The organism is Miltoncostaea oceani, from assembly GCF_018141545.1.
Taxonomy (GTDB): domain Bacteria; phylum Actinomycetota; class Thermoleophilia; order Miltoncostaeales; family Miltoncostaeaceae; genus Miltoncostaea; species Miltoncostaea oceani.
On the sequence record NZ_CP064356.1, the window covers coordinates 3,592,215 to 3,604,999 of the forward strand.

The following is a 12,785-nucleotide window of genomic DNA, read 5'->3' on the forward strand; positions in this document are numbered from 1 at the left end:
CGTGTCCCTGCCCGAAGGAATGAAGCGCAACGTGGTCGACGGCCACGCCCACATCGGCGAGATCGAGGCCTGGCCGTTCTACGGCATCGACCATCCCGTGAAGCCGATCGTCTACGACTTCCCGCGGGCGAAGGACTACCTCAAGTACATGGACCGGTACGGCATCGAGCGCAGCCTCTGCATGTCGAACTACGGGATCCCGAAGCCCGAGCAGCCCTTCTCCCTGAACCCCGTGGTGATGGAGGCCGCGACGAGCAGCGACCGCATCCGCGGACTGCTGTGGGTGTCGTTCCTGCCGCGGGACAAGGAGCACACCCTCGAGGCCCTGAAGCACTGCGGCGAGGCCGGGATCATCGGCCTGAAGACGACGTTCCTGCTGGGGGGCAACCCCAACCCCGAGGAGTGGGACGAGGAGACCAAGGCGATCGCCGACATGTGCTTCGACGCCTGCGAGAAGCACGACTACGTCTTCCACTTCCACACGTCGGCCGGCGGCAACAGCGACATCAACAACTTCATCCCGATGGTCGAGGCCTACGGGAAGCGCTGCAAGATCCACCTCGTCCACTTCGGCGGCGGCGTCAGCGGCCACATCAAGCTGGTGCCGAAGTTCCTGCAGTGGGTGAAGGACGGCTACAAGGTCTACACCGACACCTCGTGGGCGATCGGGTTCGGGGCCCGCTGGCTGCTCGTCGAGATCGAGAAGCAGGGGATCGGCGGCGACCGCGTCCTCTTCGGGTCCGACGAGCCGTGGTCCGACTTCATGAGCGAGTACTGGAAGATCGAGGGCGCCCCCGTCTCCGAGGAGCTGAAGAGGATGGTCCTGGTGGACAACTTCACGAAGCTCCACGAGAAGCACTGGTGAGCACGACCCGGATCCCGCCGTCGGACACCGGGTTCGACATCAAGACGCTCGCCGTCGAGCTGCAGTCGCTCGGCGTCCGGACCCGCGGCGGGACCCCCACGGGGCCCGGCGCGACCCGGGCGGGCGGCGCCGGCCCGTCGGACGCCGGCTTCGTCTGGATCGACGGCGCCCCGCTGACCGTCCCCGTGCACGGCGACTACGTGTCGCGGTCCCCGTACGAGCTGGTCATGCACAGCTCGGGCAAGGCGGGGCGGCTGCTGCGCGACGGCGTCGAGATCGGCCCGGTGCACCTGCACCCGCGCCCCCGGATCTACGACCTGGAGACGGCCGACGGGGTGCCGTACTGGAAGATCGCCCTGATGCACCTCGACAGCCTCGCGTCGACGGTGTTCCAGCGGTGCGTCTACTGGGGCACCGACGAGCAGTGCCACTTCTGCGCCATCGGCACGAGCCTCGCGAACGGCCGGACGGTGCCGGTGAAGACGCCGGCGCTGCTCGCGGAGGTGGCGGAGGCCGCCGCGCGGCTCGACGGCGCGAAGGACGTGACCCTCACCACGGGGACGCCGAACCGCGACGACCGGGGCGCGGCCTACATGGCGCGGTGCGCCGAGGCGATCCGCGAGTCGAGCGGCCTGCCGGTGCAGGTGCAGCTCGAGCCGCCGCACGACTTCGGCTGGTTCGCACGGCTGAAGGACAGCGGCGTCGAGGCCCTCGGCCTGCACCTCGAGGTCTGGGACGAGGACGTCCTGCGGCGCGTCGCCCCGGGCAAGCACGCCCAGGGACGCGAGCTCTACCTGTCGGCCTGGGAGGCGGCGGTCGAGGTCTTCGGCCGCGGCCAGGTCTCGACGTACTTCATCCTCGGCCTCGGCGAGTCGGCGCAGTCGGTGATGGAGGGCTGCCGGGCCGCGATCGACCGGGGCGTCTACCCGTTCGTCGTGCCGCTTCGGCCGGCGCCGGGGAGCATCGTGGCGCACGAGACCCCGCCGTCGGTGGACTACATGCGCGAGGTCTACGAGATGGTGGCGCCGCTGCTGGCCGACGCCGAGATGCTCAGCCAGGGCGCCCGCGCGGGCTGCGTGCGCTGCCAGGCATGCTCGGCGCTCAGCACGTTCGAGCGGGCGTTCGGCGGCGGACGCGACGGGCAGCCGGCCGAGGAGGCCGCCTGATGGGCGACCGGGGGGCGGGGGCGGGCGTGGACGTCCGCGTCGCCCGCTCCCCGGAGGACGTCGCCGCGCACCACCGCGTGCGGCGGGAGGTCTTCGTCGCAGAGCAGGGGATCTTCGAGCACGACGACCGCGACGCCTGGGACGACCACGCCCTGAAGGTCGTGGCCGAGGTCGACGGGCGGATCGTGGGGGCGGTGCGCCTCTACCCCCTCGACGAGGCGGGCCTCTGGAAGGGCGACCGCCTGGCGGTGCTGCGCGACGCCCGCCGCCTCCGCGTCGGCGCGCCCCTCGTGCGCTTCGCGGTCGCCACGGCGGGGGGCCACGGCGGCACCCGCATGATCGCGCTCATCCAGCGTCGCAACGTGCCGTTCTTCGGCAGCCTCGGCTGGAGCGCCATCGGCGCCGAGTCGGACTTCCGGGGCACGACCCACCAGGAGATGGAGATCGCCCTCGCCGGGGCCGAGCCGGGGTTCGCCCCCGGCGGCTACGCCTGGGCGTACGGGGTCTGAGCCCCGCGGCGGGCCCCCCGGGTGGGGGATCCGCACCGCCCCGATTCGACGCCGCCCCGCGCGTTCCGTAGGTTCCCGGGCACTGCCGGCGGCCCGTTCCCGAGAACGCCGAGGAGCCGATGGGACACATGCGCGAGCGCGTCCGGCGACGGCGCGTCACGGGGGTCGCGATCGCGGCGGCGCTGGCCGCGGCGCCCGCCGGCGCGGGCGCGGCGCCCGTCGCCCTCCCGCCCGTGGACGTCTCCCCCGCGGGGTCGTCCGCGACGGCCCCGCGCGCGGGCATGGACGCCTCCGGCGCCCTCGTCGTGGTGTGGCAGGCGCCCCGCGCCGGCGGCCCCGCCGTGTGGGCGTCGACCCGGCCGCCCGCGGGCGCGCCCGGCGCGCCCGTCGCGATCTCGGCGGCGGGTGGCGGGTCGGCCCCGGCGCTCGCCGTCGCCCCCTCCGGCGAGGCGGTCGCGGCGTGGTGGCGGGCGGGTGACGCGGGCACGGTGGTGCAGGCCGCCCGCCGTGCGCCCGGCGGCGCGTTCGGCGCGCCCGTGGACCTCTCCGCCCCCGGCGCCTTCGCCCCCCAGGTGGCGCTCGCCGCGGACGGCGGGGCGGTCGTCGCGTGGCTGCGGTTCGACGGCGCCGGCACGGTGGTGGAGGCCGCGGTGCGTCCCCCGGGCGGCGCCTTCGGCCCGCCGATCCCCCTCTCGTCCCCCGGTCGCGACGCGTTCGCCCCGCAGGTCGCGGTCGCACCCGGCGGCCGCGTCGCCGTCGCGTGGAACCGCGGGCGCCCACCCGTCGTCGAGGCGGCGCTCGGCACCCTGACCGACGGGTTCGCCGCGGCCCGGCCGCTCTCGGAGGCCGGCGAGGACGCCTACGACCCCCAGATCGCCCTGACGCCCGGGGGCGGCGCGCTCGTCGCCTGGACGCGCTCCGACGGGGCGAGCGCCCGCACCCAGCTCGCCGTGCTCCCCGCCGATCCCGGCGCCGCCCCGGGCGCACCGGTCTCGGTCTCCGCGCCGGGCGCCGACGCCACCCAGCCCCAGGTCGCGGTCGACGCCGCCGGCGCGGCCGTGCTGACCTGGCGGCGCGGCGCGGGCGGCGCCGAGCGCGTCCAGGCGCTGACGCGGAGCCCCGCCGGGGTGCTCTCCGCCCCCGTCGACGTGTCGCCCGCGGGCGCCGGCGCGGCCGACCCGCGTCTGGCCCTCGACGCCGCCGGGCGGGCCGTGATCGCGTGGCGGCGCACCGACGGCAGCGACCCGCGGGTCCAGATCGCGACCCGCGACCCCGGCGGCGCGTTCGCCGAGCCCGTCAGCGTGTCCGCCCGGGGCGCCGTCGTCGCCGACCCGCGCGTCGCCCTCGACGGCGGCGGCAACGGCGTCGTCACCTGGCGGCGGGCGACCGGCGACGACGACATCGTCCAGATCGCCGGCCTCGACGACGCACCGCCGGTGCTGCTCGACGTGGAGGTCCCGGCGTCGGCGGTGGCGGGCGACCCGGTGCGGCTCGGCGTGCGGGCACGCGACGTCTGGTCGCCGCTCGCCCCCGGACCCACGTGGAGCTTCGGCCCCGGGGCGGGCGCCCTCGGCGCGTCGATCGAGCACACCTTCCCCGTCCGCGGCACCTACCTCGTGCGGATCGCCCAGGCCGACGCGATCGGACGGGTCGCCGTGGCGGAGCGGACGATCGACGTCACCCCGCCCGCCCCGGTCTCGGCGCTGCGCGCGCCCGCCGGGACGCCGCCGCGGGCCGCGACGTCGCTCCGGCGGCCGGTGGCGCTGCGGATCGGGTGGGGCTGGCAGCGCCGCGCCGACCGGGTGTGGCTGCGGGTGACCGGCACCGCCGGACGCGCGCTGGCGGGGCGGCGGGTGATCGTCGAGCGGCGCGTCGGGGGCGGCACCCGTGTGCTCTGCCGCGTGCCGGTCACCCGGAGCGGCCGCGTCGCCGGCCGGTGCCGCGTCGACGCGCTGATGCGCCACGGCACGATCGCCCTGCGGGTGCGGGCACGGGTGACCGCCACCCGGACCACGCGCGCCCGGGCCCTGCCCTACGTCACCCGGACGCTGGTCCCGGCGCCCCGGAAGCCCCCGGCCGCAACCCCGTGAGCGGCTCGGCGGCGAGGTCCCACACCACCTCGCGCACCCCCGCCGACGCCATCCGCAGCACCCCGGAGCCGTCGAGCACGGCGACCGGCGCGGCGCTCAGGCCCCGCGCCGCGGCGCGCGCGGCGATCGCGGCGTGGTCGCCGACGAGCAGGAACGCGTAGGAGGGGAACGCGAGGAGCCAGCGCTCGAGGGTGGTCCCGGCCGGGACGGGCAGGCGGTCCATGTCGAGCTCGGCGCCGAGGCCGCCCGCGCTCTCGCAGAGCTGCAGCAGGGACCCGGCGATCCCGGGCATCGACACGTCGCGCGCGGCCCACGCCTCCCCGGCCTCGGCGGCCTCGGGCATCAGCTCCAGGTCGGACCGGGCGCGGTCGCGCCGGGGACCGCGGAGGTGGCTGAAGTGGTCGCCGTCCTCCCCCGCCACCATCTGCCCCTCCAGGCAGGCGACGAGGGTCACGTGGTCGCCGGGCCGCGCGTCGCGCGCCCGCAGCGTCGCCCGGGCCCGGCCGACGCCGAACGTGGAGAGGGCGGGGGCGAGGCCCTCCTCGATGGTGGCGTGGCCACCGACGACGGGGACCCCGTAGAGGCCGGCGCCGGTGCGCAGGCCGGCGAGGACGGCCTCCGCCACGGGGCGGTCGCCCGCGACGAGGCAGTCGAGCAGCGCCAGCGGCCGGGCGCCGGTCGCGGCGAGGTCGTTCACGACGGTGACGACGCCCGCGACGCCCGCGGGCCCCGGGGACGCCGCGACGAAGCCGGGCCGGATCGCCTCGGCGGCCATCACGAGGTGCCCGGCGCCGTCGTCGATCACGGCGGCGTCGTCGCCGTCGCCGCCGAGGGCGGAGGCCACCGCCCCGAGCTCCCGCTTGCCGCGCAGACCGGGATGGGCGCCCACGAGACCGGCGAGAAGGGATAGGTTCATGTCATGGGCACACTACGGATCGCCACCGTCGGACTGGACCTCATGGCGGAGGCCCTCCGGGCCCAGGACGCCGACGTCACCGCGGTCGACTGGCGCCCCCCGGGAGGGGGCGACCCGGAGGTCGTGCGGGCGCTGACGGCGACGTACGGGGACCCCCGCGTCGGGGAGGCGAACGCCCGGGCGCTGGCCCGCCTGCAGGAGGCGCGGCCGATGATCGTCGGCGCCGGCCCGGCGGGGGAGCTGATCCCCGGGCTCGAGGGCCGGATGGTGCTGCACGCCGGCCCCCCGGTGGAGTGGGAGCGGATGTGCGCCCCGCAGCGCAACGCCGTGACCGGCGCGTGCATCCTGGAGGGGTGGGCCTCGGGGCCGCAGGAGGCCGCCGACCTGGTCGCCCGCGGTGGCGTGCGCCTCGCGCCGGCCCACTCCCTCGAGGCGGCCGGGGCGATGTGCGGCGTCATCTCCCCCTCGATGGCGTGCTGGGCGGCGCGCGACGAGATCGGCGGCGGGGTCGGCTACAGCCCCTTCAACGACGGGCCGGGCGACGCGTTCTGGCTCGGCGTCGGCTCGCCGGAGGCGATCCGACGTCAGCGGCTCATGGCCGACGAGGTCGCGCCGGGCTTCGCGGCGGCGTTGCGGGCCGAGGGCCCGATCGACGCCCTCGCCCTCTGCGCGCAGGGCATCGCGATGGGCGACGACTGCCACATGCGCCACCAGGCGACGACGATGCTGCTGCTGCGGCAGGTGCTGCCGGCCATGGCCGAGCACGCCCCCGCCGCGGTCCTGCCGACGGCGCGCCTGCTCGGCGGCAACGGCCACTTCGCCCTGACCGTGACCATCGCCGCCGCCCGCGCGGCGCTCGCGGGGATCCGGGGGATCCCCGCGTCGAGCCTCGTGGTGTTCATCAGCCGCAACGGCACCGACGCCGCCGTCCAGATCGCCGGGTTGCCGGACCGCTGGTTCACATTCCCGGCGCCGCTGGTCGGCGACCCCCTCTACCGCCCCGGCTTCTCCGACGACGACGCGGCGCCCGACATCGGCGACTCGGCCCTCGTGGAGTGCGCGGGCCTCGGCGGCGCCGCGAGCGCCGCCAGCCCGGGCGTCGCGGCGTTCCTGGGCGGCGGCCTGCAGGACGCGATCGAGCGGACGCGCCGGATGGGCGACATCTGCATCGGGCGCAGTGAGCGGCTGCGGATCCCCACCCTCGACGGCGAGGGCACCCCGCTCGGGGTGGACGCCCGCGCCTGCGTCGACCTGGGCGAGACGCCCCTCATCAACACCGGCATCCTGCACCGCGAGGACGGCGGCCAGATCGGGGCGGGCATCGCCGTCACGCCCGTCGAGCCGATCCGGGACGCGCTGCGCGCCCTGGCGGCGCACCTGGAGGACGGTCCGCGGTGAGCGGCGAGTGGGACGCGGGCAGTTACCAGCGCGTCTCCGGTCCGCAGGTCGAATGGGGGCGGCGCGTCGTCGAGCGGATCCCCCTCCGCGGCGACGAGGACGCCCTCGACGCCGGCTGCGGCACCGGCCGGGTGACGCGGCTGCTGGCCGAGCGGCTGCCCGACGGCACGGTGCTCGCCGTCGACGCCTCCCACGCGATGGCCGAGGAGGCCGCCCGGCGCCTGGCCGACCTCGCGCCGCGGGTGCGGGTGCGGGTCGCCGACCTCCTCGCGCTGCGGGTGGACGAGCCGGTTGAGCTGATCGTCTCGACGGCGACCTTCCACTGGATCCTCGACCACGACCGCCTCTTCGCCCGCATGCGCGCCGCCCTGCGGCCCGGCGGCCGGCTCGTCGCCCAGTGCGGCGGCGCGGGCAACATCGCCCGCACGCTGCGGGCCGCCGACGAGGTCTCCGCGCGGCCGGCGTACGCCGCGTCGCTCGCGGAGATGCCGGAGGCCTGGCTGTTCGCCGACCACCACGCCACCGTCGACCGCCTCGACCGCGCCGGGTTCACCGAGACCCGGGCGTGGCTGGAGGACGCCCCCGTCCACTTCCCCGACGCGGTGGCCGGGGCCGAGTTCCTGGCGACGGTCGTGCTGCGCCACCACCTCGAGCGCCTCGACCCGGAGCGGCGGGCGCCGTTCGCCCGCGAGGTCGCGGAGCTCTGCATGCTCCCCGACGGGCGCATGGAGATCGACTACGTGCGCCTCAACCTGGAGGCCCGGCGCGAGGAGTGAGGCGGGGCCCCGGCCTCAGCGGCCCCCGTACTGCTCCTCGTAGTACCGCCGGTAGTCGCCGCTCTTGATCGGCTCCCACCAGTCGCGGCGGTCCGCGTACCAGGCGACGGTCGCGGCGAGGGCGTCCTCGAACGAGTGGGCCGGCTCCCAGCCGAGGCCGCGGAGCTTCGCCGTGTCGAGGGCGTAGCGGCGGTCGTGGCCGGGGCGGTCGGCGACGTGGCGGATGAGGGACCCGTCGCGGCCGGTGAGCTCCAGGACGCGGCGGGTGATCTCCATGTTCGGCTCCTCGTTGCCGCCGCCCACGTTGTAGACCTCGCCCGCCTCCCCCTTCTCGAGGGCCGTCCAGATGCCGCTGCAGTGGTCGTCGACGTAGATCCAGTCGCGGATCTGCATGCCGTCGCCGTAGACCGGGAGCTGCTGGCCGTCGAGCGCGTTCGTGACGAACAGCGGGATGAGCTTCTCGGGGTACTGGCGGGGGCCGAAGGTGTTGGACCCGCGGGTGATGACCGCGTCGAGCCCGAACGTCCGGTGCCACGCGAGCACCTGCAGGTCGCCGCCCGCCTTGCTCGCCGAGTAGGGGCTGGACGGGCTGATCGGGTCGGTCTCGCGGAACGCGCCCGTCGGGATCGAGCCGTAGACCTCGTCCGTCGAGACCTGGACGAAGCGCCGGACGCCGGCGGTGCGGGCCGCGTCGAGCAGGACGGCGGTGCCGACGACGTCGGTGCTGATGAAGTCCGCCGGGTCGAGGATCGAGCGGTCGACGTGGCTCTCGGCGGCGAAGTTCACGACCGCGTCGCAGCCGGCGATCGCCCCGGCCACGGCGGCGGCGTCGGCGATGTCGGCGTGGACGAAGGTGTAGGCCTCGTCGTCGGCGACGTCGGCGACGTTCGCGGGGTTGCCGGCGTAGGTGAGCTTGTCGAGGTTGACCACCTCGGCCCCGTGGCCGAGCGCCAGGCGGACGAACGCGGACCCGATGAACCCGCAGCCGCCGGTGACGAGAAGCCTCATGAGATCTCCCTGATGTAGTCGTGCAGCGCCTCGCGCCAGGGTCGCAGGCGCGGGGCGTCCGCGCGCGTCACGCGCAGCGGCGAGTGGGCGGGCCGCGGCGCGGGCCGCCCGAACTCCGCGGTGGTGATGTGCCGCACCCGGCAGTCGACGCCGGCCTCGGCGAAGACGGCCTCCGCGAAGCCGGCCCACGACACCTCGCCGCCGCCGGCGGTGTGGTAGATCCCCGGCGGGAGGGCGATGAGGTCCTCCAACGCGGGGGCGAGGTCGCGGGTCCAGGTGGGGCAGCCGACCTGGTCGGCGACGACGGCGACCTCGTCGCGGTCGCGCCCGAGGGCGAGCATCGTGTCGACGAAGTTGCGCCCGTGGGCGCCGTAGAGCCACGCCGTGCGGGCGATGCGGACGCCCCCGGGGTGGGCCGCGACGGCGGCGCGCTCGCCGGCGAGCTTGGTGCGGCCGTAGGCGCCGAGCGGCGCGGGCGGGTCGTCCTCGGCGTAGCCGTCGGCGGCGGTGCCGTCGAAGACGTAGTCCGTCGAGGGGACCACCACGACGGCGCCCACCTCGCGGGCGGCGGCCGCGACGTTGCCGGAGCCGTCGGCGTTGACGGCGGCGGCGCGGTCCTCGTGCTCCTCGGCGCCGTCGACGTCCGTCCACGCGGCGAGGTGCAGGACCGCCTCGGGTCGCACCTCGGTGACGCAGGCCCGCACGGCGGCGGGGTCGGTCACGTCGACCTCCAGGTCGACGGCCGTCACCTCGTGGCGCCCCTCCAGGTGGGCGACCAGGTCGCGCCCGAGCATCCCCGAGGCGCCGGTGACGAGGACCCTCAGACCAGGCCGATCGTCGAGGAGTCGCCCACCATGAAGCGGTAGGCGCGCGGCTTCTCGGACGTGCGGGCGATCGTCACGCCGCGGCCGATGAGGCTGCTCTCGACGCGGGCGTCGAGGTCCTCGAGGCGGCTGTCCTGCAGCAGGATGCTGTGCTCGACTTCGGCGCGGCGGACGACGACGCCCGGCGAGATCGCCGAGTACGGGCCGATGTAGGCGTCCTCGATCAGGGCGCCCGCGCCGATGATGGCGGGGCCGCGGACGGAGGAGCGCACGAGGCGCGCGCCCTCCTCGATCACGATGCGGCCCTCCACCGAGGTGTCGGTGAGCTCGCCGGCGATGCGGGTCTCGAGCACGTCGAGGATCAGCCGGTTCGCCTCGAGCATGTCGTCGATGCGGCCCGTGTCCTTCCACCACCCCGTGACCTCGTGCGGCTCGACCTGCAGGCCACGGTCGATGAGGTGCTGGATGGCGTCGGTGATCTCCAGCTCGCCGCGGGCCGACGGGCGGATCGCGTGCGCCGACTCCATGATCGCGGGGCTGAACATGTAGACGCCGACGAGCGCGAGGTCGCTGCGGGGCTCCTTCGGCTTCTCGACGAGGCGGGTGACCCGGCCGTCCTCGAGCTCGGCCACGCCGTACGACTCGGGGTCGCGCACCTTCTGCAGCAGGATCATGGCGGCGGCGTCGGAGGACCGGAACCGGTCGACGAGCTCGGTGATGCCGTCGCGCAGGAGGTTGTCGCCGAGGTACATCACGAACGGCGACCCGTCGAGGAACTCCTCGGCGGTCAGCACGGCGTGGGCGAGCCCGAGCGGGGCGTCCTGGCGGATGTACGTCGCCCGGATGCCGAGGGCCGAGCCGTCCCCCACGGCGGCCTCGATCTCGGCCTGCGTGTCGCCGACGACGATGCCGACGTCGGTGACGCCCGCGGCGCGGAGCGCCTCGAGGCCGTAGAAGAGGACCGGCTTGTTCGCGACCGGCACGAGCTGCTTCGCGCTCGTGTGCGTGATGGGTCGGAGGCGGGTGCCGGCGCCGCCGGAGAGTACGAGACCCTTGAGCTCGGCCGCCACGCGCGCACCCTAGCAGCCGTCCGATGGGGGCCTCGGTCGTCGCGGACGCCGCTACGATCGACGGCGTGGAACGCGAGGAATGGCTGCGGCGGCGCACCTACCGGGGTGCCGACTACGACCCCGAGCGCCTCGCCCGGGACGCCCGCGCGCAGGGCCTGGCCGTGTCGGTCGTGCTGCCGGCCCTCGACGTGGCCGACACCGTCGGCGCGATCGTGACCTCCGTGCGCGAGCGGCTCGTCGAGGAGGTCCCCCTCGTCGCGGAGATCCTGGTGGTCGACAGCCGCAGCACCGACGGCACCCGCGCCGCCGCGGAGGCGGCGGGCGCGCGGGTGGTCGACGACCGCGACGTGCTGCCGCGCCTCGCCCCCGGGCGCGGCAAGGGCGAGGCGATGTGGAAGAGTCTCGCCGCGGTCCGCGGCGACCTCGTCGTGTGGCTCGACTCGGACGTCGTCGACTTCGACCCGGCCTTCGTCACCGGCCTGCTCGGACCGCTCGTGGACGACCCGGACGTCGGCTACGTGAAGGCCGTCTACGACCGCCACCTCGGCGGCGCGAGCGACGGCGGCGGACGCGTCACGGAGATCTGCGCGCGGCCGCTGATCAACCTCTTCTACCCCGAGCTCGCGGGGTTCGCCCAGCCGCTCTCGGGCGAGGCGGCGGGGCGGCGGGCGCTGCTGTCGTCGGTGCCGTTCTTCACCGGCTACGCCGTGGAGATCGGGTTGCTGATCGACCTCCTCCGCGCGGCGGGCCTCGGCGCGCTGGCGCAGGTGGACCTGGGTGAGCGGCGCCACCACAACCAGCCGACGGCGGCGCTCGGCGCGATGGCCTCCACGATCTCGCAGGCGGTGCTGCGCCGCGTCGCCGAGGAGGGCCGCGCGCCCGCCGGCCTCGCGGGGGAGGGCCTCTACGCCCGCCCGGCGCGGGGCGCGGACGACGCCCTCACGCTGACGGTGCTCGACACGCGGCCCGGCGAGCGGGCACCCATGAGCGACGTCCTGCAGGCGAGCGCGGTCTGAGCGGGTCGTCCAACGGCGCCGGGCACCCGGCGGCGGTCGTCTACCTCGACCTCGACGGGACGCTCCTCGGCCCGTCGGGCTCGATCCTGCGCGACGCCGACGGGCGGTTCACCCACGCCGGGATCCGGGTCTTCGAGCTGCTCGACGCCGCGGGCGTGCCGGTGGTGCTCGTCAGCGGCCGCAGCCGGCGGCGGCTGGAGGCGGTCGCGCAGACGCTCGGAGCCGTGGGGGTGCTGCCGGAGATGGGCGCGACGGACGCCGGCTACCCCGTCCTCCCCGGCGAGACGGTCCACGACGCGATCGCCCGCACCGGGGTCCCCGACGCCCTCCTCGCGGCGGAGCCCGGGCTCGCCCGGCACCCCCTGGCGACGTGGGGGCGCGAGGGCAGCCACGTCTTCCTCGGGCGCGTCGGCGACGCGGCGGCGGGGCTCGTGCACGACCGCAGCGACGGCACGCTGCGCCTGGCCGACAACGGCCACACGGGACCGGGCGACGCCCACATCTTCCACCTGCTGCCGGCGGCGGCGAGCAAGGCCGCGGCGGTCGCGCGGGACGTCGCGGCCCGGGGCGCCGACCCCGCCCGCTGCCTCGCGGTCGGCGACAGCGGGCAGGACCTCGACATGGGGTCGGTGCTCGGCAGCGTCGCGATCGTGGCGAACGGTGCGGCCGCCGACGCGGGTGTCGCGGCACGCGCCCCGTGGGTGACGCGCGGCTCCTACGGCGCGGGCGTGCTCGAGGCCGTCGAGGAGTGGCTCAGGGGGCCGCCGGCGGGGTGACCACCGGCTGGGGGACCGGCTGGGAGCAGACCCGGGCGACCTCCGTCCAGGCCCGCAGGGCGGCCCGGGCGCGGAGGACGCGCGGGCGGGGGGCCTCGGTGCGGCGCGCCTGCGCGAGGACGCGGTGCGCGGGGCGGGCGGTGGGGCAGCGGCCCCAGTCGGCGGACAGCGCCGCGGCGCGCGCGATGGCGGCGTCGCCGGGTGCGGCGGCGGCCGGGGCGGCCGACGCGAGGGCCGGCACGAGCGCGGCGAGAAGGACGAGGGCGGTGACGAGGGCGAGGCGCACTGCGGGCTCCCGGGTGGGACGTCGATCCGTGACGTGACCCACGATGCCGCGCGGCGGCCCCGGCGCCCCGGGCCGGTCGGCCAGT

Annotated in this window: 13 protein-coding genes; 8 read left to right on the forward strand and 5 right to left on the reverse strand. The window is 76.4% G+C overall.

Annotation, left to right across the window (positions count from 1 at the left end):
• The first annotated feature begins 1 nt into the window (after position 1).
• The 4 genes from IU369_RS18300 (at position 2) to IU369_RS18315 (ending at position 4,630) form a co-directional block, all read left to right on the forward strand.
• Positions 2-865, forward strand: a complete 864-nt coding sequence (locus tag IU369_RS18300; RefSeq protein WP_217922421.1) for an amidohydrolase family protein — start codon at positions 2-4, stop codon at positions 863-865.
• Positions 862-2,031, forward strand: a complete 1,170-nt coding sequence (locus IU369_RS18305; protein WP_217922422.1) for an MSMEG_0568 family radical SAM protein — start codon at positions 862-864, stop codon at positions 2,029-2,031. Before IU369_RS18300 ends, IU369_RS18305 begins: the two co-directional genes overlap by 4 nt.
• Positions 2,031-2,540, forward strand: coding sequence for an MSMEG_0567/Sll0786 family nitrogen starvation N-acetyltransferase (locus IU369_RS18310; protein ID WP_217922423.1), 510 nt, complete (start codon positions 2,031-2,033; stop codon positions 2,538-2,540). Before IU369_RS18305 ends, IU369_RS18310 begins: the two co-directional genes overlap by 1 nt.
• A 128-nt stretch (positions 2,541-2,668) precedes the next feature.
• A complete protein-coding gene (locus IU369_RS18315) occupies positions 2,669-4,630 on the forward strand; it encodes a hypothetical protein (protein WP_217922424.1) in 1,962 nt (653 codons plus the stop codon).
• Here the strand turns inward: IU369_RS18315 and IU369_RS18320 are convergent.
• Positions 4,578-5,546: an AIR synthase related protein gene (locus IU369_RS18320; protein WP_217922425.1), complete on the reverse strand. Its 969-nt coding sequence runs from the start codon at positions 5,544-5,546 to the stop codon at positions 4,578-4,580. The two genes, IU369_RS18315 and IU369_RS18320, sit on opposite strands and share 53 nt — an antisense overlap.
• Positions 5,547-5,549: 3 nt before the next feature.
• Here IU369_RS18320 and IU369_RS18325 point away from each other — a divergent pair, with 3 nt between their 5' ends.
• Positions 5,550-6,944 (forward strand): YlbE family protein, encoded by a 1,395-nt coding sequence (locus IU369_RS18325; protein ID WP_217922426.1) that lies wholly within the window; start codon positions 5,550-5,552, stop codon positions 6,942-6,944.
• Positions 6,941-7,720 (forward strand): class I SAM-dependent methyltransferase, encoded by a 780-nt coding sequence (locus IU369_RS18330; protein ID WP_217922427.1) that lies wholly within the window; start codon positions 6,941-6,943, stop codon positions 7,718-7,720. The genes IU369_RS18325 and IU369_RS18330 overlap by 4 nt, the downstream gene beginning before the upstream one ends.
• 15 nt (positions 7,721-7,735) lie before the next feature.
• On the opposite strand, the gene rfbB is transcribed toward IU369_RS18330, so the two are convergent.
• The 3 genes from rfbB to IU369_RS18345 are packed head-to-tail and all read right to left on the reverse strand — an operon-like array spanning position 7,736 to position 10,622.
• Positions 7,736-8,728 (reverse strand): dTDP-glucose 4,6-dehydratase, encoded by a 993-nt coding sequence (gene rfbB / locus IU369_RS18335; protein ID WP_217922428.1) that lies wholly within the window; start codon positions 8,726-8,728, stop codon positions 7,736-7,738.
• Complete coding sequence (gene rfbD, locus IU369_RS18340) at positions 8,725-9,552, reverse strand: dTDP-4-dehydrorhamnose reductase (protein WP_281426254.1); 828 nt, start codon at positions 9,550-9,552, stop codon at positions 8,725-8,727. Before rfbD ends, rfbB begins: the two co-directional genes overlap by 4 nt.
• Positions 9,549-10,622, reverse strand: coding sequence for a glucose-1-phosphate thymidylyltransferase (locus IU369_RS18345; RefSeq protein ID WP_217922430.1), 1,074 nt, complete (start codon positions 10,620-10,622; stop codon positions 9,549-9,551). The genes rfbD and IU369_RS18345 overlap by 4 nt, the downstream gene beginning before the upstream one ends.
• Before the next feature lie 65 nt (positions 10,623-10,687).
• On the opposite strand from IU369_RS18345, the gene IU369_RS18350 reads away from it, so the two are divergent.
• Together IU369_RS18350 and IU369_RS18355 are read left to right on the forward strand one after the other, a co-directional pair.
• The gene (locus IU369_RS18350; RefSeq protein ID WP_217922431.1) at positions 10,688-11,638 is read left to right on the forward strand and encodes a glucosyl-3-phosphoglycerate synthase; all 951 of its coding nucleotides are present in this window, start codon (positions 10,688-10,690) and stop codon (positions 11,636-11,638) included.
• Between the two features lie 155 nt (positions 11,639-11,793).
• A complete protein-coding gene (locus IU369_RS18355; protein ID WP_217922432.1) occupies positions 11,794-12,414 on the forward strand; it encodes an HAD hydrolase family protein in 621 nt (206 codons plus the stop codon).
• On the opposite strand, the gene IU369_RS18360 is transcribed toward IU369_RS18355, so the two are convergent.
• On the reverse strand, positions 12,392-12,700 hold the full coding sequence (locus IU369_RS18360; RefSeq protein WP_217922433.1) for a hypothetical protein: 309 nt from the start codon (positions 12,698-12,700) through the stop codon (positions 12,392-12,394). The genes IU369_RS18355 and IU369_RS18360 overlap by 23 nt on opposite strands.
• Between the last annotated feature and the right edge of the window lie 85 nt (positions 12,701-12,785).

Bases quoted from the DNA above. Each gene is read 5' to 3' on its own strand.
- IU369_RS18310 (WP_217922423.1), top strand. From the start codon at position 2,031: ATGGGCGACCGGGGGGCGGGGGCGGGCGTGGACGTCCGCGTCGCCCGC.
- IU369_RS18315 (WP_217922424.1), top strand. From the start codon at position 2,669: ATGCGCGAGCGCGTCCGGCGACGGCGCGTCACGGGGGTCGCGATCGCG.
- IU369_RS18320 (WP_217922425.1), bottom strand. From the start codon at position 5,546: ATGAACCTATCCCTTCTCGCCGGTCTCGTGGGCGCCCATCCCGGTCTG.
- IU369_RS18325 (WP_217922426.1), top strand. From the start codon at position 5,550: ATGGGCACACTACGGATCGCCACCGTCGGACTGGACCTCATGGCGGAG.
- rfbB (WP_217922428.1), bottom strand. From the start codon at position 8,728: ATGAGGCTTCTCGTCACCGGCGGCTGCGGGTTCATCGGGTCCGCGTTC.